Source organism: Sorangiineae bacterium MSr12523, from assembly GCA_037157775.1.
Classification (GTDB): Bacteria; Myxococcota_A; Polyangia; order Polyangiales; family Polyangiaceae; genus Pendulispora; species Pendulispora brunnea.
The window spans coordinates 6,540,831-6,562,572 of the sequence record CP089982.1 but is presented as its reverse complement, the minus strand read 5'-3'; the positions used below and the strand labels follow the sequence as shown (position 1 = coordinate 6,562,572).

Annotated in this window: 12 protein-coding genes; 9 read left to right on the top strand and 3 right to left on the bottom strand. The window is 64.0% G+C overall.

Going from position 1 to position 21,742, the window contains the following annotated elements; genetic code table 11:
* Window positions 1-61: 61 nt before the first annotated feature.
* From LZC95_25320 to LZC95_25310, 3 genes are read left to right on the top strand one after another with little or no spacing between them, the layout of a single operon-like run.
* Window positions 62-5,782 (top strand): FG-GAP-like repeat-containing protein, encoded by a 5,721-nt coding sequence (locus tag LZC95_25320; protein WXB00122.1) that lies wholly within the window; start codon window positions 62-64, stop codon window positions 5,780-5,782.
* A 6-nt stretch (window positions 5,783-5,788) separates the two neighbouring features.
* Window positions 5,789-6,247, top strand: a complete 459-nt coding sequence (locus LZC95_25315; protein WXB00121.1) for an immunity 26/phosphotriesterase HocA family protein — start codon at window positions 5,789-5,791, stop codon at window positions 6,245-6,247.
* A 6-nt stretch (window positions 6,248-6,253) separates the two neighbouring features.
* Window positions 6,254-6,655 (top strand): DUF4259 domain-containing protein, encoded by a 402-nt coding sequence (locus LZC95_25310; GenBank protein ID WXB00120.1) that lies wholly within the window; start codon window positions 6,254-6,256, stop codon window positions 6,653-6,655.
* Window positions 6,656-6,664: 9 nt separating this feature from the next.
* On the opposite strand, the gene LZC95_25305 is transcribed toward LZC95_25310, so the two are convergent.
* Window positions 6,665-7,975, bottom strand: coding sequence for an HINT domain-containing protein (locus LZC95_25305; GenBank protein WXB00119.1), 1,311 nt, complete (start codon window positions 7,973-7,975; stop codon window positions 6,665-6,667).
* 259 nt (window positions 7,976-8,234) lie between these two features.
* On the opposite strand from LZC95_25305, the gene LZC95_25300 reads away from it, so the two are divergent.
* The 3 genes from LZC95_25300 (at window position 8,235) to mgtE (ending at window position 12,754) form a co-directional block, all read left to right on the top strand.
* Window positions 8,235-9,737 carry a carboxypeptidase-like regulatory domain-containing protein gene (locus tag LZC95_25300; protein WXB00118.1) on the top strand — a complete coding sequence of 501 codons (1,503 nt, stop codon included), beginning with the start codon at window positions 8,235-8,237 and terminating at the stop codon, window positions 9,735-9,737.
* A gap of 145 nt (window positions 9,738-9,882) precedes the next feature.
* The gene (locus tag LZC95_25295) at window positions 9,883-11,370 is read left to right on the top strand and encodes a carboxypeptidase-like regulatory domain-containing protein (GenBank protein WXB00117.1); all 1,488 of its coding nucleotides are present in this window, start codon (window positions 9,883-9,885) and stop codon (window positions 11,368-11,370) included.
* A gap of 52 nt (window positions 11,371-11,422) precedes the next feature.
* On the top strand, window positions 11,423-12,754 hold the full coding sequence (mgtE, locus tag LZC95_25290; protein ID WXB00116.1) for a magnesium transporter: 1,332 nt from the start codon (window positions 11,423-11,425) through the stop codon (window positions 12,752-12,754).
* Here mgtE and LZC95_25285 read toward each other — a convergent pair.
* Both LZC95_25285 and LZC95_25280 read right to left on the bottom strand, forming a co-directional pair.
* On the bottom strand, window positions 12,729-14,561 hold the full coding sequence (locus LZC95_25285) for an ATP-binding protein (GenBank protein WXB00115.1): 1,833 nt from the start codon (window positions 14,559-14,561) through the stop codon (window positions 12,729-12,731). The two genes, mgtE and LZC95_25285, sit on opposite strands and share 26 nt — an antisense overlap.
* Window positions 14,558-15,931: a sigma-54 dependent transcriptional regulator gene (locus LZC95_25280; GenBank protein ID WXB00114.1), complete on the bottom strand. Its 1,374-nt coding sequence runs from the start codon at window positions 15,929-15,931 to the stop codon at window positions 14,558-14,560. The genes LZC95_25285 and LZC95_25280 overlap by 4 nt, the downstream gene beginning before the upstream one ends.
* Window positions 15,932-16,104: 173 nt before the next feature.
* Here LZC95_25280 and LZC95_25275 point away from each other — a divergent pair, with 173 nt between their 5' ends.
* Genes LZC95_25275 through LZC95_25265 form a run of 3 tightly spaced genes read left to right on the top strand, consistent with a single transcriptional unit; the run spans window position 16,105 to window position 21,640 of the window.
* Window positions 16,105-17,427 (top strand): TolC family protein, encoded by a 1,323-nt coding sequence (locus tag LZC95_25275; GenBank protein WXB00113.1) that lies wholly within the window; start codon window positions 16,105-16,107, stop codon window positions 17,425-17,427.
* A gap of 8 nt (window positions 17,428-17,435) precedes the next feature.
* On the top strand, window positions 17,436-18,539 hold the full coding sequence (locus LZC95_25270) for an efflux RND transporter periplasmic adaptor subunit (protein WXB00112.1): 1,104 nt from the start codon (window positions 17,436-17,438) through the stop codon (window positions 18,537-18,539).
* A complete protein-coding gene (locus tag LZC95_25265; GenBank protein ID WXB00111.1) occupies window positions 18,536-21,640 on the top strand; it encodes a CusA/CzcA family heavy metal efflux RND transporter in 3,105 nt (1,034 codons plus the stop codon). The genes LZC95_25270 and LZC95_25265 overlap by 4 nt, the downstream gene beginning before the upstream one ends.
* Window positions 21,641-21,742: the final 102 nt, after the last annotated feature.

The window sequence follows — 21,742 nt, the reverse complement described above, 5'->3', positions numbered from 1 at the left end:
TGTTTGAATTGATATTGCTTGCGGTTGAAGGAAGACGGCTTCGGCGCCGAATGAGGCCAATATGCGATTTGTTTGGCATCTCCTTGCTTCGGTGCTTATTGCGCTTTTCGCCCGCACCGCGTGGGCGCAATCCACGCCGTTCAGCGATGCACGGGTGCAGCCGCCCGAGCTGCGTGCTCCGACGCGCGGCTCCGTGACGGGGCAGTATGCGTCGCTTTCCTTTGGGCCGGGCGATGTCAGTCGCGGCGTGTTTTCGCTGCCGCTGCCGGTGGACGTGCCGGGAGAGCGTGGTGCGCTGGCTGCATCGGTATTTCCCACGTACAGCGCCGAGCATGGACTCTCGGAGTGGGGCGTTGGATGGAGTGTCCCGAACCTCGTCATTCAGCGGACGCGCATTCTCGGTGATATCGACTACCGCACCGACGAGCTCACGGGGCCGTGGGGGCGCATGGTCCAGGGCACCGATGCCGCGTGGTATCCGGTGGGGCTCAAATCGCCGGTTCGCGTACTCGTCTCGGGGGATGACCTCGTGGCGTATCTGCCCGATGGATCGCGTTGGACCTTCGGCGGTGCGGCGCGGAGCACGACGGCCGCGGGCACCTATGCGTGGTATCTGCGCGACGTTACGACGGTGTTGGGGGCCAATGCCACCTTTACATACGAGAAAAATCCGTCGGGACGGCCCTTTCTCACAACGGTGACGTATGGCGGCACGAGCCTCGTGCCGAGGCAGTATCAACTCACGTTCGACTATTCGCCGCTGTCCGTCTCCACGGTGGATTATCGCTCCGGAGAACCGAGAACGCTGGACCGGCGCATCACCGCGGTTCATGCGAAGGTGGCGCAGGGCGGCGCGTTCGTCGAGCGCTATCGTTACGAGATTTCGTACACCGAGGAGTCCCGCGGACTGGCCTTCTTCCTGACGGGCCTTCAGCAGGTGTTCCCCAATGGGCGCATGCCCGCGATCGCGTACACGTACACGATGGGGACCGACTATCTGACACAGGCGCGTGAGCAGCGCGCGGCAGGTATCGACGCCGTGCTCGCGAAGAACGGGGCGGATTCCATTCAGCCGAATCGCTCGGGCTCTGCCGACATCGATCTCGACGGCCGGCCCGATCTCGAGCTCGCATTCGATCAGCGTCTTCTGCGGCAGACCAACGATGGCTGGGTCAGCGAGGCCCTGCCACCGGCATCCCCATCGGCCAATTCGACGTGCCGGCCTGCGCCAGCGCCCGCCAATGCGCCGCGTACTCTGGCGCGGTTGCACGCGGACTCCGATGCCCTGAATGTGCTCGGATTCGTCGCGAGCCCGTCGCTCACGGCGCTTTTCGTGTGCGAGCGCGATGGCACGCTCCTGCAACAAATGCAGCTCTCGGGCAAATGGGATCCGGGGCCGACGACCCGGCTGGTCGACCTGAATCGGGATCATCAGCCCGATTTCGTGTTGGTGCAGACGGGCGGATACAAGGTTCTTCCCAACCAGAGCACGGCGTCGGGGGTTGCGTTCGGCGCTCCGATTTCCGGCGTGTTGACGCCATCCTTCACCCCAAGCGTCGCGTGGGTCAATGACTTCAACGGAGATGGAATACCTGATCTCATTGCGGGCACCCAAACGTCGATTGTCGTCTGGTTCGGGAAGGGCAATTACACCTTCGAGCGGGCCGGCAAATCGTTTCCCGTCGTCAATACGCTTGGGCAGTCGATCGGCGATATGTCGCCTTACCAGGTATCCTTCCTCGACGCGAACAATGACGGTTTGGCCGACATGCTGCTTTCCGGCGGCACCACGCCGATGCTGTTCACGAACAACGGTTCGATGTTTCGCCAGATGGATATGCCGGCATTCCGCAGCGCGCACCTGCAGGGGGTCAAGCCCGTGGTGCTCGACCTCGGTGGCACGGGCAATACTGGATTGGCTTACGCGAAGGACGGCCTCGGATACATTTTCGATCTGGATGCCCCCGGTGTCGGGCTCATGTCGAGCGCCAACGACGGCCGCGGTACCGTCGCACAATTTACGTATGGCCGTGCGGCCCCCGAGGCAGGTGTCCGATACCGCAACAGCTTGCTCACCCAAGTGCAGCTGACCACCACCGGTGTCGATCCGGTCGTCAACGCGTACGCGTACACGCAACCGCAGCTTCACACCGCGGGAAAGTTTCTCGTGGGGTATGCGCAGGTTCAGCGGCGCGGCGAGCTCGATTGGACGACGGAGTCGTTTCTCAACGGCGACGACTGGGCGGGGCTGCTGCTTCAACACACCGAGCGCGACGAGCTTTCGCCGGCGCTCGAGCGATTCGCCTTCAAGGAGTACGAAGACGCCGTCACCCACGGGGTGCATTGGAAGCGCGTCAAACGGGACGGAGGGGGATGGCGCAGCACCGATCCGCAGAGACCGAATCCGTTTTTCGAGCAAACGGAGTATCTAGCGTACGAGCGCGATATCTGTCCTTCCAGCGTACGCAAAACGACGCGCGCCGGGCAGCTCCTGACGACGAAGACATTTCACGACTTGCCGCCATTCGCCGAGTCGATGGCATGCCTCGACAAGCACGTCATCGCAACCGGTAGCCATTCCGATCCGACACTCGACTTTCGGCATGAAGCCGAGATGTCCCGCACGCACGAAGGTCTCCTGGAGAGGCTGACACTGTTCGGCACGAATGGCGCGGCGTTCGTGGATCAGTCGCTCATTTACGACATCGATGGGCTGCCAACGAGCATCACGACGCCGACCGGCGGCACCACGACGTTTGCCTACGATCCGAAGACCCGCATGCTCTCGGGCATCACCGGCCCCGATGGCGTCATCACGACGGCGGCGCGTGATCCGCTCACGGATGCCATGGTGTCGCTCGCCGTGGACCGCGGAAGTGGGCCCTACGTGCGAAGCTTCGCCTTAGACGCGCTCGAGCGGCTGTCGGCGTCGTGGGACAACTTGGGAACGAACTCGCAGCAGGTCCCGCTCGAGTCGTACACGTACCGTTACGCGAGTGGGGTCATTCCTGCGCTGGTTCAATCGAAATTGCTGGTCGATGCTGCAAATGGCATTTACACGAACCATGCGGAGATCTTCTCGGGCGGTGGCCAGGAGCTGGCCAAGCTCCATTTGGTGCCGGAAGGCTGGGTTTTCGATTCGCTCACGCAGCGCGAACGCGCCGCGCGGCGGAATACCGCCCTCGTCAAACCGACGACCAACGTCGACGTGGCGACCTTCGACGTATCGGCTCTGTACAGCTCCGCACAAGCCGTCGGCGTCGAACAATCCGGGTTGTTCGGCGCACCCATCTCCCAGTCGCACAAGCTTCACGCCGACGTTCAGCGCGACATCGCCACCACCTTGGGCCTCGGCGATGACCTGACGCGGACCGACGTGGAGAACGGCGCGACGTCCACCCTGACATCGCTCGACGAGCAGATGCACATGGTGGCGTACCGCGATCAGGCGGGCGCCCAAAGCCAGTACACGTACGACGTCAGTGGTCGCGTGCGTCGCATTCGCCTCGCGGACGGATCGGTTCACAAGATCGACTACGACAGCTATGGCCGGCCGAGCCGCATCGACCGTAGCGGCGTGGCGACCATCACGTACGGCTACGACGCGCGCACCGGACTGCTTCGAGAGCGCGATTTCTTTCCGCCCGGTGCGGCGCCCGAAAGCATCGTGCGCAAAGTCGTCTACGAATACGACGGGATCGGGCGCGTCGCGAAGGAAACGCACACGGACGTGCCCGGCGACGAGACGCAGTCGTTCCAATATTACCGCGACGGCGCTACTCCGAAGACGCCGGACGCACGCAATGCTCGCGGGCTCGTGACGGCAGTCACCGGCGATGGATACGCGAAGACGATGGCGTATCGGCTCGACGGCGTCGAGACGCATCGCTCGACGTCCATCGCGGGCTGGCGGCAGGTCGACGTCGACCTCACGTACGACGAGCGCGGGGCCGTGCGCCGCCGGGTCACGACACTGCGTGACGGCCAAGGGCGGCTGCTGGCCACGGCCGACGGCGCGTTCGCCTATGACGCCTACGGCCGGCAAGTTTCTCTCGATGTCGATGGCAATGCCTTCGCGACGTACGCCTTCAACGGCAATGGCCAAATGGCGTCTGCGCGGTTTTCAGGCCCGTACGCGCACGGCGAAAGCGTAGCGTTCACCTACGATCCCCTGACCCGCGCGCGCACCGGAGTTCGCACGCAGACCCCCAGTTGGACGTCCACGTTGGGAACGCGCATGAACGCGCGCGGCTTTCTCGACTACCAAGATATCTCCATCGGCGCGACGTCGTTGCGCCGAGCATTCGGTTATTCCCCGCAAGGCTTTCTCGCTTCGTCGAAGGACGCTGGCGATGCTTATTCCTACGCCTATGATGCGACGGGGCTGCCGGCGCGCATTCAACACGATGCACATGGCACGAGCGACGTGCGCACGCTCGAGCGACGCGGGAGTGTGCTGTCGGCGGGGCGGCATTTTCACACGTTGGACTCGCTCGGGAGGGTCGTGCAACGCGATGACGTCATCCTCACGTATGGGGCGAACGGCCAAGTGGCCTCTGCCTCCACGTCGACGAAATCGTGGAGCTACCTGTACGACGAGACAGGGGGACGCATCGCCAAGCGGGTTGGCGGCCAGCCGGTGGCGGCGTACCTCGATGGCGGCGCATTCGTGGACGAGACGTCCATCACGGAGCCCGTCGCCATCGGCAGCCATACGGTTGCCGTATTGCGTACGACGACGCAGCTGGGAGGCCGTGGCGCCAAGCAGATGAAAGCCGTCGCCACCGACTTGGTCGGCAGCATTCTTTCCGACACCGATGGCACCCCACGCATCCCTTCTCCCTTCGGGGAGCGGGACGTTCACCCCGATGAATCGGAGGCCATCGACTACGCCGCCAAGGGCTGGGACCCGGATCTGGGCGTCGTTCGCATGGGCGTGCGTGACTACGACCCGCTGCTTTCGCGCTTCCTCACGCCCGACCCGCTGTTCCTAGAGCAGCCGGATAAGTGCCTCGAGAGCCCGACGGAGTGCAATCTCTACGGATACGCGCGCAATCAGCCCTTGCTGCTCGCGGATCCCACGGGGACCGTCGCCCAGGCGGCGGTAGCCATTGGCGCGGTTGCGTTCGTTGCATATTTGGCCGTCACCGAGCTCTATTACTCGCAGCCCGCCGTACGGCGTGAAGTTCGCAGTTTCGCCAATAGCGTAGCCGAGGGGGTCGAGGGCCGGGTGGAGCGGCTCAAAGACTTGGCCGCATCGGCCTCCGCCTCGGCGCAAGCTGCCTACCTCACAGCCAAGTCGCTCGCGCTCGCCAGTCGTTTCGGGAAGGAGACTCGGTACGTATTTGCGACGTACACAATGCGTCTGAGCGACGGTTCGGTCTATTCGGGAAGAACCGCCGCACTTGTCCGCGACGGCGAGACGGACCGTGACGCGGCCGAGCGTGCCGTCCGAGATCGATGGGGCGGCCATCACATGCGCAAGTACGCGAGTGAGGGGGCGAGCGCCAAGCTTGACGCGTACGCCAGCGGCAAGATAGACAAATATCCAACGGCGGAGAATTTGGAGCAACTTGTCAAGAACTACGCGGCGATTCGAGGACGCGAGCAAAAGCTCATTGACCACTATGGTGGTCCCGAGAGTGAGGAAGGGTCGTCCGGAAATGCCATCAATGGAATCGCTCGAGATAACCCACTTCGTCCTTTCTTCATGTCGGCGGAGCTCCCGCTGTCCGAGAGGTTCGGAGACAAGCCACCCACCTGGACAGCGCCGGGAGAATAGAAAAATATGGCTCGCCGAAAAATTGCGCCTCGATTTGGAGACGTCTTCGAAATCCCACTGAGCGACGGGGACATTGCTTATGGACACGTTCTACGTGGGAATTTGGTGGGTTTCTATGACGTGAAAAGTGCAGTCAGACTCCCTGTCGAGAAGGTAGTCCGAAATGGCGTTGCGTTCCGAATCGTGTGTGCGATCGATGCCATTCAGGGTGGAAAATGGCCGATTGTTGGAAATGCTTCTCCTCCGTCACCAATGGTTGAGCCTATTCGCTTTTGGCGATCAACGGCGCCGGGTTTCATCTTCATGTACGAATGGCGTGCGAACGAGAGTGATGAGGAACAGCGCGTTACCGAGACCGAGATCGTCGGGCTCGAAGAGTCCGTCATTTGGAGCTCATTCGCGGTGGTCGAGCGCCTGGAGCTCTTTTTCCGCGGCGAGCGGGATCCGCGCGTTGTGATCGGGTGACATGATATGGGCGCATGGGGACACGGGCCGTTCGACAATGACGGCGCACTCGATTGGGTCAGTTGGGCCGAGGACGATACGAATGCGGCCATCGATTCCGCGTTGGAGCAGGCCACGGGCGCCGCTTACCTCGATGTAGACCAAGGCTCGGCCGCCGTGGCAGCCGCGGCGCTCATCGCGGCGGCGCGTGATGGCGATATGGCAGGTCTGCCCGAGGATGTGGCAGCCTTGGCGCAAGATTGGCAGCCGGACGACACTCACGCAGCCCGCGCACTCGCAGCCTTGGCGGCCGTCGTGGGGGCGCAGTCCGAGCTTGCTTCGCTCTGGCGCGAAGGCACGACCGCGGCCGCGTGGGAGGCGACGATCGAGCGCCTTCGCGAGCGCCTGCTTCGTTCGCCGCCCGGGTGAAGTTCCACGTTATCGCGTCGTCGTGCCGACGTAGGTGGTCGTCGTGGGCGAGCCGTGCGGATAGGAGACGAGGTACCAGTTGCGTCCGTTGTCTTGGTTGACGCCGTAGAGGAAGCCGACGCCCGTGGGAAAGCTGTACATTTGGGGCGTCACGGTGAAGGCGGGCGGTTTGTTGACGGCTCCGTGTTGAGGATCGTTCAAATAAGCTTGGATATCCCCATTGTAGGGGGCGGCATTGAGCGTCAGTGCGTGCACGTGCAGTAGGCTCGAGTCGTAGACCACGACGGTGCAGGCCGACAGCGTATCGGTGAACACGACGTCGGCCGACGGGTCCCACATGCCCGGCACCGTATGGATGTGCGGGTTCGCCGTCGTGGCGTCGTTGATGGCGGTGCTGCCGAGTCCCACGTATTGGCCGTTGAAGCTCGTGTAACCCGTCGTTTGCCCGAGCCAGTTCGTGGGAGGCTTATCCAACGTGATGACGCCGTTGCTCTGATTCATCCAGAACGTCTCGGTTCCGGAGAAGTGGCCATGGTTGAAGGCATTGGACGTGTAATAGGTCGTCATGCCCGGCACCGTCGGCGTCGGGGTCTGAAAAGGATTGCACGCGTTGTGCACCCATGTCCCGAGATGGCCGACGAAATACGTGTGCGTCGCTTCGACTTCGAAATTGTAGACGACCGCCTCGCGTACGAGCTTCGTCACCGATTCCACCTGCACGACGTTGCCCCTTCGATCGAGCAGCGTCTCGCCCGGTGCCAGGGCACCGGCCTCGATCCATCCGCGCTCGCGCGACCAAACGACGTGCTCGGGCGTCACGCTCAGGACGTCCGCGCCGTCGCTTCCAAGAAGCACAACTTCGAGCAGCGCCTTGGCCACGTGCGAAAACGTCGTCACCACCCGCGCTTCGCGCACATCGCCGGTCTTCTCGTCGCGCGAGAGCACCAGGTCTCCGTTGGCCACGTTCTCGATCGCGACCTCGCCTCGCGCGGTCCACACGGGCGTGCCCGCGACGAAGCAGTTGCCTCCGGGGGCACCACACGATCGACCGTCGCACACCGTCCCCCCCAGCGCACCGCCCCCGCCACCACTCGCACCGCCCCCGCTCCCCGTTCCCGTGTACTGGCCGCCCGAAGCCACGAGATCGCTGTCACCGCCCTGCAGGACGCGCGTCGTCGTGCGCGTGGCCTTCGCATCGTTGCGCGCGAGCGCGCGGTAGCCACCGCCGACGACGAGCAGAATCGCAAATAGAAGGAGCGCATATTCGATCGAGGAAACGCCTCGTCGATCACGGAGAAGATGAACCAGACCCGCGGACATGCGGGCCGCTAAGCACGGTGTGTACCTCCGCGTCTGCTGTTCAGAGCGGCTGACACCGCAGGACAATTTACGGAGTTTGCCGATCCGCACGACCGGTGCGTTGATGCGAGAACGCCGGGTTCATGGTCCTCACTCGGTTCAGCCGAAATAGCAGCCTCGTCCAGCGTGTGGCTCAACATGCTACAAATCAGCGTGTGCCGTGTGCAAATTGACGCGGATTGCGCCATGAGCGGCCATGAGGGAGCGGAGGTCTTCGCCCATGCGCTCCCATTCGACTTTGCTTGTCAGTCTCGTTCTCGTGGCCACCGGGCTCATAGCCCTCGCGCCTGGCTGCGGAAGTTCCAACGGCTCGGAGTTTCCCGGTCCCCAGGACCCGGATGGCTCACTGCCCGATGGAGATCCCCGTTTTGGCGAAGCCGGCACCCTGGATGCCCGCCCTTGCACCGGGTTGTGCCGTCAGCAGGTGGACTGCCCGAACGGGGGTGACACAACCGTGAGCGGTATCGTCTACGATCCCGCCGGAAAGGTGCCGCTCTACAACGTGGCGGTGTATGTGCCAAATGCGCCAGTTGGTGACATCAAGACCGGCGCGTCGTGCGATCGCTGCGATTCGGCGCTCTATTCGGGGGATCCGCTCACGGGGACCCTGACCAACGCCAAGGGCGAGTTCAAGATACCGCGCGTGCCGGTGGGGGCCGACATTCCGCTGGTCATCCAGGTTGGGAAATGGCGGCGGCAGATCAAGATTCCGACGGTGGCGAGCTGCGTGAACACGCCGCTCGCCGACAAGAACCAGACGCGCCTGCCCAAGAACAGCAAGGAAGGCAACATCCCGCTCATCGCCATCACGACCGGGGGCGCCGACTCCATCGAGTGCCTACCGCGCCGCATGGGCATCGACGATAGCGAGTTTTCGACCAAGGGCGGGCCCGGTCGCATTCATCTCTACAAAGGTGAAGACCTCATCGCCCAAGACCCGAACGATAGCCAATTCGCGCGCGGGAAATTCGACAACGGCACCGAGTTCAAGCCTTCGACGGATCTCTGGAGCAATACCAACCAACTCAAGGCGTACGACATGGTGATTCTCTCCTGCGAGGGGACCATCAATCCGCGAAGCAAGCCGCCGGCGGCACGCAATGCCCTCTACGAATACGAGACCCTCGGCGGGCGGGTGTTTGCGTCCCACTGGCATCGCTATTGGTTCAGCGACGGGCCCGATCCGGTTCCGTCGATTGCCAACAATGGCGGCTGGAAGGACAACATTCAGGGCGAGCAAGAGCAAACCGCGGTCGTGCAGGTGGGCAGCAATCTGCCGAAGGTGATCGCGTTCGCCGATTGGCTCCAGAACGTGCATGCGACGGAAAAGCGGGGAGAGCTCAAGATCACCGCAGCGCGCGACAACCTCAATTCCGTCAATCGCAACGTGGCCACGGAATGGGCGACGATTCCGCAGTATCAGCAGAAGAAGAACGACGGCTCCATCGTGAATGCCACGCCGGCCGCGGCGGTGCAGTTCGTCTCCTACAATGCACCCATCGGCGCGGCGGACGACAAGATCTGCGGTCGCGCGGTCTTCACGGATTTGCACGTATCCTCGGGGGCGCGCAACGACCATGCGGGCGACGGGAAAACCTTCCCGGATGGTTGCGAAAATGCGGATCTCTCCCCGCAGGAAAAGGCCCTCGAGTTCATGCTTTTCGATCTCGCCTCGTGCGTCTCCAGTGACCACGAGCCGCCGCCCCCGCCGGTCGTTCATTGAGCCGCGTCCCTGCAGACTGCCGGTCTCGCTCGACGCGATCTCCGGCACATTGCAGGGACGAGTCACCCTTACACGCCGAAATTCGCTCGCTTCTCGAAGCGCGTGTCGGCCCGAACGGCGGCACGCGCGGTGCTCCGATGCGCGCATGCTCCTGCGCGCATTCGGGCCCCTTGGCGTCGTGTCGGTCTTCGCGGTAGTCGTTCTAGCTCCCGCATGTGGGAGCAGCGGTGACTCGCAATTCTCCAACCCCGGTGCCGATGCCGCCCTGACCGACGATGGGGCGGGCGGCTCGTTTGGCGGGCCTGGGGACGGCGGAACCACCGTGCGGCCGTGCACGCATCTCTGCCTGCAGCAGACGACGTGCCCTGCCGGTGGGACCACGTCGCTGAGCGGCACTGTCCGCGATCCCGCTGGCAGGGTGCCTCTGTACAACGTCATCGTGTACGTCCCGAATGGCGCCGTAAGTCCGCTCACCCGTGGCGCCTCGTGCGATCGCTGCGGCAACGTATCGGGCGATCCGCTCGTCTCCACGATCACGGACACGTCGGGCCATTTCAAGCTTACCAACGTGCCCGTCGGAAACGATATCCCGGTCGTCATCCAAGTGGGCAAATGGCGTAGACGACTCCATGTCGACGTGACCAGGGCATGCCAGGACACGACGCTCGCCGCGGAGCAGACACGCCTGCCGCGAAACAAGGGCGAGGGCGACATCCCCTTGATGGCGCTGACCACGGGCGGTGCCGACGCACTCGAGTGCTTTCTCCGCAAGGTCGGTTTGGACGATTCCGAATTTACCGCCCCGGGCGGCCCCGGTCGTGTGCACCTTTACGCCGGCTCGCCCGCCACCACGCGGGATCCCCAGGGCAACGTGCGCTGGGGCGCGACGGCGAGGTTCGATGATGCGCACGGCGGTGCCGCCTTCGGGGACGCGGGCAGCCTCTGGTCCAGTGCCGGCCATTTGAAGGAGTACGACATGGTCCTTCTTTCCTGCGAGGGCCAGACGTACCCGATGACCAAGCCGCAAGCCGCACTCGACGCGCTTTATGACTACACGGCGGCGGGCGGCCGCGTCTTTGCCTCGCATTGGCATCGCTACTGGTTTCATCCCAATGCGGATGGCAATGGTCCGGCCCTCGGAACGACGAAGTTCACCGACCTAGGCGATTGGGACGACGGCAACGAGCTGAATGGCATCGAGGCCAAGGTCGAAACCACGTTGCCCGATGGCAAGCCTTTCCCAAAGGGCCAAGCCATGAAGGAGTGGCTCGGCAATGTGCAGGCGCTGACCCCGGCGGGAGAGCTTCCCATCGATGGCGCCAAAAAGAACCTCGCGTCCGTGAACCCGGCCAATGCGACGCAGTGGATCACGTATGCGCCGGCCGCCGTGGTCCAATACATGTCGTTCAACGTCCCGCTCGGGGTATCCGACGAGCAAAAATGCGGCCGCGCGGTCTACAGCGATCTCCACGTCTCGTCCGGTGTGGGCGACCAATACGGACCCGACTGGCCGCAAGGGTGCCTGACGACCAGCCTATCGCCGCAGGAAAAGGCGTTGGAGTTCATGTTGTTCGACTTATCGGCCTGCATCCAAAGCGACACCGGGGAGCCCGCACCACCGCCCGTTCATTAGATGACAGATACGTCACTTGTTGCTGCGCGGATTCCGAAGTAGCAAGTGGCGCATGCCGGAGCAAACGTCGGATCTGCAAGACGGGTTGACCCTCGACGAACTGCGAGACGTCTGGGTGGTGCTGTCCGGAAGCGAGCGTCAGGAGGGATTTCACCTTTTACCCAAGATGGACGCCGAGGACTTTTTCCTCGGTCTGCCGGCACTGGACATGTCGGAGCTGGTCCTTTCGCTGCCACCCGAGGAGCGGCGCTCCTGGGTCCGGCTTGCGCCGCCGGACGACGTGGCCGATCTCGTGCAGGCCTCGCCGCCCGAACAGCGCGAACACCTTCTTGCCCTGCTCGACGACCCGACGCGCAAGGAAGTCGCGGCTCTTCTCGCGTACCGTGAGGACGTTGCCGGCGGATTGATGAATCCACGTTATGCGCGTGTGCGGCCCAATCTGACCGTGGACGAGGCGCTCGTTTACCTTCGGAACCAGGCGCGCGCGCATCTGGGAACCATCTATTACGTGTACGTGATGGATGATGCCCAGCGGCTCGTGGGCGTGGTGTCGCTCAAGCAGCTCTTTGCCGCACCACCGGAGAAAACGGTGCGGGACGTGATGCGGACGGATCTCGTTCAGGTCGGGGAGCAAACCGATCAAGAAGCGGTCGGCCAGCTTTTCGCCGAGCATGATCTGCTGGCCATCCCCGTCGTCGATGCAGAAGGTCGGATGAAGGGCCTCGTCACCGTCGACGACATCGTCGACGTGGTGCAAGAAGAGGCGACCGAGGATGCGCAGAAGTTCGGCGGTATGGAGTCGCTCGATGCTCCTTATTTGAAGATCGCATTCTTTCGAATGGTCAAAAAGCGGGGAGGCTGGCTCGCGGCGCTTTTCCTCGGGGAGATGCTCACGGCCACGGCCATGGCCCATTTCGAGGACCAAATTGCGCGCGCCGTCGTGCTCGCGCTCTTCGTGCCCCTCATCATTTCTAGCGGCGGAAACTCGGGATCCCAGGCCTCTACGCTGGTGATTCGTGCCATGGCGGTGGGCGAGGTGAGGCTCCGCGATTGGTGGCGGGTCATGCGACGCGAGCTCGCGTCGGGCATCGTGCTCGGCCTGGCGCTCGGGTGCATTGGCTTTCTGCGCATTTTCCTTTGGCAACAGGTGGCGCCCACGTACGGCGAGCATTACTTGCTCGTGGCCTTCACCGTGTTTCTCAGCCTCATCGGCGTGGTGACGTTCGGAACCCTCGCCGGTTCGCTCTTGCCGTTCGTCCTTCGCCGATTGGGATTCGATCCGGCAAGCGCGTCGGCACCGTTCGTGGCCACGCTCGTCGACGTGACGGGATTGATCATCTATTTCAGTGTCGCGGCGGTCATCCTTCGCGGGGCGTTGTTGTAGCGCTTTCGGGAAGCGCCACGACGATGCAGGCCCCCGTGCCGTCGGAGGCAGGCTCGCACGCGATCGACCCGCCGTGCGCGTGAATGATCTCGCGGGCGATGTAGAGCCCAATGCCCGAGCCGTGCACGTCCGACCCGATGCGATAGTGCTCTACGCGAAAGAACTTGTCGAAAATGCGCTCGCGAAATTCTTCGGGTACGCCCGGACCGCGGTCGGAGATGGTGACGCGAAGCTTCTCGCTCGAGCGCTCGACCGTGACATCGATGGCCGCGCCCGACGGCGTATACTTCAGCGCATTCTGAAGGATATTCGAGAACACGACGGTCAGTCGTGCCAGGTCGCCGTGGAAGGGAAGCGGCGCCGAGCCGTCTTTCACGTGCAATCGAATGGCAATGTTCGATTCGTCGGCGCGGGTCTGGACGATGGCAATGGTCTGCCGAAGGACCAGCCCGAGATCGAGTTGCTCGGATTGGAGCCGCAGCTCGCCCGCTTCGATGCGGGTCAGGTCCAGAAACTCCGCGACCGTGCCCGCGAGCTGTTCCACGCCCATGAGCGCGGTGCTCACGAGCTCCCGGTTCGTCGCGTCGAGCCGGCCGGCGCGCTCCTCGAGCATGAGGAGCGTCATGCGCAACGTGGTGAGCGGCGTGCGAAGCTCGTGGGATGCGACGGCGACGAGCTCCAATCGCAATTCGTCGAGCCGGGCCAGCTCGGTGACGTCCGAGAGAAGAAGCACCGCGCCATGGCGGTCGTTGGGAAGGCCCTCGATGGGCACGATGCGCGGAAGCACGCGTCGATGCTCTTCGCCCACCCGCACGACCAACGCGCGCGACAAATCGAGCGGGAGCGACACCACCTCTCCGCGCAGCGAAGCATCCAGCGCCGCGCGCACACCCTCGGGAAGCGTCAAATGGCGCATCACTTCCGTGGCGCGCGCATTCGCCGACGAGACGTTTCCGCCCGATTCGACCACGAGGACCGCATCGGGAAGGGCTGCCAACGTGGCCTCGAGCGTCTCTTTCGCCGCGATGACCTCACCGATGTTCGCGCGACGAAATTCCTCGAGATCGTCGGCCATGCGGTTGAACCCCTCGGCGAGCTGCCCGAGTTCGTCGCCGTGGCGTGCCTGGACGCGCCGGGAAAAGTCTCCGCGTCGAATCGCGTCCACGCCGCGCGAGAGCTCTCCGATGGGCAGCAACACGACGCGGGCCAGATACAGCGCCACCAGGATCGAGAGCAGCAAGGCCGCGCTGAAGACGACGGCGAGGACCTGCGTGGCCTGGCTTGCCTGATCGCGCGCCCACGCGGCCACGTTTTGTGTCGAGCGAAAATCGTCCTCGCGGATGCGTGCCGCATCGGACACCGCATGCCGCAAAAGCGGATTCACCTCCTCGTGGTAGCGAATGCGCGTGTCGGCGTCGTGTGCGTGCGCGAGAAGCGCATCTCCCGCTTCGTGGTACGCCTGCACGTCGAGCCGGAGCGCCGCCGTCTTCGCGTGATCCTCGGGACGGTCGAGCAGCGCTTCGAGGCGCGAAAGAGAGCGCTCCACCAGCACACGCCGCTCGCGAAGCTCGCGCCGCCCGCGCACGGCGTCGGCCAGGGTCAAGAGAAGCGCATCGTCCTCGCGCTCCAAATCGCTCGCGAGAGTTCCCGTGGCCGCCACCGTTTGCTCGCTCGCCCGCACCGTGGAATCCACGACGAGGCTCACGCGACGGAATGCCAGCGCGCTCCAGGCGCTGGAGGCGGCCGACGTCGCCACGAGCAACACCCCCGCCACGAGAAAGCGACCCCCCAGCCCGAGCGCCTTCATGTGAGGCCGTAGCGCTTTCGTTTTCGCTGCAGCGTGGTGGCATCGATCCCCAAGGTCCTCGCCGCGTTCTCCAGGGTCGGCGCGCGTGCAATGACCCGGGCGATGTGCTCGCGTTCGAGGGCTTCGAGGCTGACGTCGGCGCCCAGTGCGACCTCCGTATCGGGGCTGCGCCCTTCGGCGGTGTCCGACGGCTCGGGAATGCCGAGATCTTCCGGCTCGATCCGCGGCCCAGGGCTCAGGATCACGGCGCGCTCGACCGCGTTGCGGATCTCCCGCAGGTTGCCCGGCCAAGGGTGCGCACGAAGGGCGCGCACCGCGGCGTCGGAAAACGCGAGCTCGGGGCGGTGGAGTCGAATCTTGGCGCGCTCTAGGTAATACCGTGTCAGGCCGGGCACGTCTTCGCGCCGCTCGCGCATGGGGGGCAACGTGAGCGTGACCACGTTGAGGCGAAAGAGCAGATCTTCCCGAAAGCGGCCCGTCTGAACCTCGGTTTCCAGATCGCGGTTGGTGGCGGCGACGATGCGCACGTCCGCGCGTCGCTCCTTGCTTTCGCCGACGCGCTCGTACGTCTGATCGTTCAAGAACCGCAAAAGCCGCACCTGGGCCTCGGGCGACAAGTCGCCCACCTCGTCGAGAAAAAGGGTTCCGCCCTCCGCCTCTTGAACCTTCCCTCGCGCATCGGAGATGGCGCCGGTGAAGGCACCCTTTCGATGACCGAAGAGGGTGCTGTTCATGAGCTCTTTCGAAAGCGACGGGCAATTGACCGAGATGAATGGACCGCCTGCGCGTTGGCTCCGCGTCCAGATCCATCGAGCCATCACGTTTTTGCCGGTTCCGCTCTCGCCGCGCAAGAGGATGGGCGCGTTGGTCTTGGCCGCACGGGATGCAAGCTTCAGGATGGCAGAGGCCGAGGGACTTTCCGTTTCGAAAAAATCGTCATCCGCGCCGGCCAGCTCGAGCCGCACTTCGGCCTCGGCGAGCCGTCGTTTGAGCCGCACCGATTCCAAAGCGCGAGCCACCGCATGGCGCACCTGCTCTGGGGTGAACGGTTTCGGCAGGTAATCCACCGCGCCCCGCTTCATAGCCTCGACGGCCGTTTCGAAGGTGGCAAATGCGGTGATGACGATGATGGCGGCATCGGGCTGCCGGCGCACGATATCGGGGAGCGCTTCGAGACCCGAGTCGGAGCCGAGCCACAGGTCCAGCAGCACCACGTCGAAGTGCCCGTGCTCGAGCGCTTCGAGCGCGCCCCTCGCGCTTCCGACACCGAGCACGCGCGCGCCGTCGGCGGCGAGGCAAAGTCGCAGCGATTGACGAACACCCGGATCGTCGTCGACGACCAATACGGACCAGGACGCTATCGGATCCATCGTGGAGAAAAGATACGAGCGATGCTGGGCTCTGCACCGAGGAAAACATCACGGCAAATTGCCGGGTGGGGCGGCATGCGCGTCGGGCGATCTGCGGCCATGTCGAGCCGTCCACACGCCCGTCGCCCCGCGATCGAGTGGGCCCGGGCCTTGCTCAGGGCCGGCCGCCCACGATGTCTTATCCGAAACTATGCGCCTTCTTTCTCGTTGTTCTCGTTGCTTGTGGATTTCTCGGCCAGCGGCCGGCGGCAGCCGCCCCCGACGCGCGGTCGCCGCCTCCGGTGGTGCATCTGGCGCTCGCGGACGTCATTCGTCTATCCGTACTTCGCGATCCCCAAATCCAAGTTGCGCTCGCCAATGTCAAAATAGCGCAGGGCGCTTACACGACGGCGTCGCTCCTTCCCAATCCGGGTTTCACCGTGGACCGCGTCTTCGGTGCGCTGCCGGGACGCCCTTTTAGCGAGCAGCGGCCTGGCGGGCCCACGCAATACGACTTCGTCGTCAATTATCAAATCGACACGCTCCTGTTCGGCAAACGATCGGCGGCCATGGAAAGCGCCCGTCGGGCCGTGGAGGTTGCGACGGCAAACCATGCCGACGTGATTCGCCAGCGCGTGCTCGATGCGATTGGCGCTTATTACGACGTGCTGCAAACGAAGATGGAGCTCGATCTTGCCCGAGATGCCGAAACGCAGGCCCAGCGCCTTCGCGACATCACGCGCTCGCGCGTCGCCCTCGGCAGTGTGGGATCCATCGAGGCGGATCGGACCGAGCTCGCCGTTCTCTCGGCGAACCGAGAGCAGCTTCGCGCCCGCGCGGAGGTGGACAAGGCGCGCGCGCGGTTGCGTGCCCGCGTGGCCTGGCGTCCCGATGAGCCCGACGTCGATGTCGTCGGGGATCTCGAAATCATTGCGCCCCGTCCGCCGCCGCCCCTCGCCATTGCGCTGGAACGCGCCGAGCGGGCGCGCCCGGATTTTCTCGCATCTCAGCGCAGTGTGGAGCTGGCCTCCGCCAACCTGGCCGCGCAGCGTGCACTCGCCTTTCCGCAACTGACGATTGGCACCGGCCTGAGTTACCAGCAGCAAATTGGCGTACCGGACGCACCGGGCTGGCAAATCGCACTTTCGGGAACCATTCCGCTGTTCGATCGCAACCAAGGCAACATTGCCGGGGCGCGTGCCGGTGTGCAGCAGGCGCACGAGCAACTCCGTGCCGATCGTCTGGCCCTTCGCGCCGACGTCGAGCAGGCGCTTCGCGAATACCAGGTCAGCTACGACATCGTTTCGAAGGACGATGCTCCCACGTTGAGCGCGGCGGCGGCCGCGCGCGACAAAGTCCAAGAGTCGTACCGATTGGGCGGCCGCACCTTGCTCGAGGTGCTCGATGCCCAACAAGCGTACCGCGATGCGTACCGTCTCAGCATCGAAGCGCGCGCGGGCTATTTCAAAGCCCTTCATGCCATCAACGCCGCCGTCGGAAATCAGGTTTTGCCATGAATGAGCGAATGACTCATCTCGGAAGTTGGCTCGTGACCGGCATCGTTCTCGCGGTGCTCGTGATCTACCTCGCGCGGAGCAAACCGCCCGCGCTCGACCGGTCACCGTCGAATGCGCTCGACGCCGTCCGCGCCGGCCCAGGGTATATCCATATCGCGGCATCGAGTCCCATGGCTGCCAAGCTCACGATGCGCGAGGTGAAGAGCGAACGCTCGAGGGCTCCGTTGCTCGAGGTGACCGGTTCCGTGGTCGCGCGTCTCGAGCAGGGGCGCGGTCCTTCGGAGATGCGCTGGCAGTTCGCCAGCTCGGAGCTGCTCGGTGCCTACGCGGAATGGAGCAAGTCGGGCCACGAGATCTCGTTTGCCGCCCAGCAGCTCGACACCACGCGCAGGCTCGACGGTGCCAAGGTGGAGGCGCAGACGAAGGTCGTCGAGCGTCTGAGCAAGCTGGTTCAAGCCGGATCCGACTCGCCCAAGGACTTGGCCGTCGAGGAGACCGCCTTGGTCCAGACGCGCCTCGAGGGACAAAAGAGCGTCCACGAAGCCGAGATCGCGCTGCGCACGGCCGAGCGGAGCCGAGCCGCCCTCGCGCGGCAGCTCGAACAGGCGGGGCTCGATCCCGAGCTTCTCGCAACCATCGCCAACAGGAGCGCGGTCCTCGTGGCGGAGGTCCCCGAGTCGAAGGCCGAGTGTGCGCGCGAGGGGCAGGCGATCACGGCGAGCTTCTATGGCGTCCCCGGCGTGCCCTTCATCGGTCACGTGCGGCGCATCTCGCCCACGGTCTCGAAGGAGCAACGGACCCTGCGCGTTCTCGCGGTGCTCGAAGATCGCGACGCGCGGCTCCGTCCGGGGATGTTCGCCGACGTGGGGCTGGGCACCGATGAGCGGACCGCGCTTCGAGTCCCCGCAGACGCCGTCCTTCACGTAGGCCGCGCCGATTACGTGCTCGTCGCCTCCGGCGCGGATCTCTGGAAGGTGACGCCGGTCGTGGTCGGCGACCAGCGGGATTCCGAGATCGAGGTTCTCGACGGGCTCCCCGCAGACGCGCGCGTCATCGGGGCTGGCGCCATTTTGCTCAAACCCTTCGTGGTCGAGGCAGCGAGAAATCCATGATTCCGTTCATCATCCGGCAGGCGCTGCGCTTCCGGGTCCACGTCGTGATTCTGACCATCGCCATCGCCGGTTGGGGCGTTTGGGCAACGACGCAGCAGAAGGTCGATGCCTATCCGGATATCTCCGCGCAAATGGTCCAAGTCATTACGACGTATCCTGGTCGCGCCTCGGAAGACGTCGAGCGGCAGGTGACCATCCCCGTCGAAATCGCAATGCGCAACGTACCGCGCGTCGTGACCATTCGGTCCCGCACCATCTTTGGATTGTCGGTCGTGCAGATGATCTTCGAGGAGGGCGTCGAGAATTACTGGGCACGGCAGCGCGTCCAGGAAAAGCTCGGAACGTTGGGGCTTCCCGACGACGCGCACCCCGATCTCGGGCCACTGGCCACGGCGTACGGCGAGATCTTTCGATACGAAATCATCACCGACGGCAGCCAGAATACGATGGATCTGCGCACGCTCGACGATTGGGTGGTCATCCCGCGGCTTTTGCGCGTTCCGGGCGTGGCCGACGTCTCCAACTTCGGCGGATATGCCAAAGAATACGCCATCGTGTTCAAGCCGGCGCAGCTCCAGCGCTATGGGCTGTCGGTCCAAGACGTGGTCGATGCCGTGCAATCGAACAATGCGAGCGCCGGCGGGAGCGTCATACCCCGCGGCAGCATGTCCTTCGTCATTCGCGGCAAAGGCGCTTTGCAGAGCATCGACGAGATCCAGCGCGTCTTCGCGAAATCCGTCGCGGGTACCCCCGTTTATGTGCGCGACGTCGCCGATGTGCAACTCGGCAGTCCGGTCCCCTCCGGCATTTTCAGCAAGGACCGCGTCGACGAATCGGTGGAGGGCATCGTGCTGATGCGCAAAGGGGAAAATCCCTCCGAAGTGCTCGCGGGCGTCAACGACGCCGTCGCCGAGTTGAATGCATCGCGCTTGCCCGAGGGCGCACGCATCAAACCGTACTACGACCGCACCTTGCTCGTGCGCAGCACCATGTACACGGTCACGCACAGCGTGCTCATGGGAATTACGCTCGTCGTCCTGGTGCTCGTCTTCTTCCTGGGACGTCCCACGGTGGCGCTGCTGGTGGCGCTCACCATTCCATTTTCGCTCTTGGTGGCCATGGCCCTGATGCGCATCGCGGACATTCCCGTGGGCCTTCTATCCATTGGCGCGATCGACTTCGGCATCATCGTCGATGGCTCGGTCATCATGGCCGAAAACATCGCGCGCAGGGTGGGGGAGCTGCCCAAGCCGGTGACCCGGCAAAGCATCGTGCGATGCATCGGTGAGGCCGCGCTCGAAGTGGAGAAACCTCTCTTCGCGTCCATTTTTCTCATCATCGCGGCCTACCTGCCGCTGCTCACCTTGCGGAGCATCGAGGGCCTGTTGTTTCGGCCCCTGGCGCTCACGATCATCTTCGCGCTGGTGGGCGCCCTGTTCTTCGCGCTGGTGGTCACACCCGTGCTGGCGACGTTTCTACTTCGATTTGGGTACGATGAATGGGAAAATCCTATTTTGAAATGGTTCAAACCCCGCTACGCCCATTGGGTCGAGGTGCTCCTTCGATGGCGTTACCAAGTTGCGGTGGGGACCGTGGGCGTGTTCCTCGTGCTCATGGCCTTCGTGGCCCCGCGCCTCGGCACGCAGTTCTTGCCGTACATGGATGAAGGCGTCATCTGGGTTCGGGTGAATTGCCCGGAGGGGACGTCCTTGACGCAAACATCGGCCTACGGCGGTCGCTTGCGCGAGCTCGCGCTCGAGTTCCCCGAGGTGGACTTCGTCGTCGTGCAGACGGGCCGCAACGACAGCGGCACCGATCCGTTTCCCCCGAGCCGCATGGAAATGATGATCGGCCCCAAGCCCCGTGCGCTCTGGAAGCGATTTCACACCAAGCAAGAGCTCCTCGCAGCGCTGAGAAATCGCTTTCGCGAGGAGTTTCCCACCATCCGATTCAACTTCACCCAGCCGATCATCGACAGCGTCACGGAAGACACCAATGGCACGTCGGCCAATCTGGCCGTCGAGCTCTTGGGCGACGACCCTGCGGTGCTCCTGGACCTCGCCCGCAAGACGCGCGATCTCCTGAAAAAGGTGCCGGGTGCTACCGACGTGGCCATCGAGCAGGAGGGGCCGCAACCGCAGCTCGTCATCGAACCCGATCGGGCGCTATGTGCCCGATATGGCGTGAACATCGACGGCTTGAACCGGATGATCACCACCGCGCTGGGCGGCAGTCCGATTGGTGCACTCTACGAAGGCGAAAGGCGGTTCGACATCACCGCGAAGTTCGATCGCGAGGCGCTTCACTCGCCGCAGGCCATCGGGCGCTTGCCCGTGTACGCGCAGGATGGCACCCCGATCCCCCTCGCGCAGGTCGCCCGCATCGACATCGTGGACGGTCAGACGATCATCGCGCGCGAGAACGGCCGGCGAAGGATCACGGTGCGCACCGACATCGTGGGGCGCGATCAGGGCGGCTTCGTGAAGGAGGCCCAGGCACGCTTTTCCAAGGAGATCTCCGTGCCATCGCCCTACTCGGTCGAGTGGCTGGGCATGTTCGAGAATCTGTCGCGGGCACGCGGACACTTCACGCGGCTCATTCCCATGACGGTGGCTGCCATTTTCGTCATTCTGTTGATGTCGTTCCGCTCGATCCAGACGGCGCTGATTCTGCTGCTGCCCATTCCGTTCGCGCTGATGGGCGCCACCCTGGCCCTGTACGTGCGTGGGATGAACATCGATGTATCGACCGGGGTCGGCTTCGCCACGGTGTTTGCCGTCTCGATCATGGACGGCGTGCTCATGGTGCGGGGCATCCTCGGCTATCGGCAAAAAGGGCATTCCATCGACGAGGCGATCGTGCTCGGACGGCTGACGCGCCTACGGCCGATCTTGATGACGTCGACCGTGGCCATTCTGGGCTTGCTCCCCGCATCGCTCGCGGGGGGATTGGGCTCCGACGTGCAGCGGCCGCTGGCCACGGTCATCATCTGGGGCCTCTCGAGCTCCACGCTTCTCACGTTGTTCGTGGTCCCCGTCTTTTATCGAATCTTCGTGCCGCCGTTGCCTCGCCACGACGAGGAGGCGGATTGCATGGTCTGACCGCGGATCATCCTGCAAAGTGCATGGACGACAAGGTCGGTATTGGCCCCAGCGGCGCGGTTTCTTCGTTTGGTATGCGCCGTGCTCCTATCGGCCGCCACG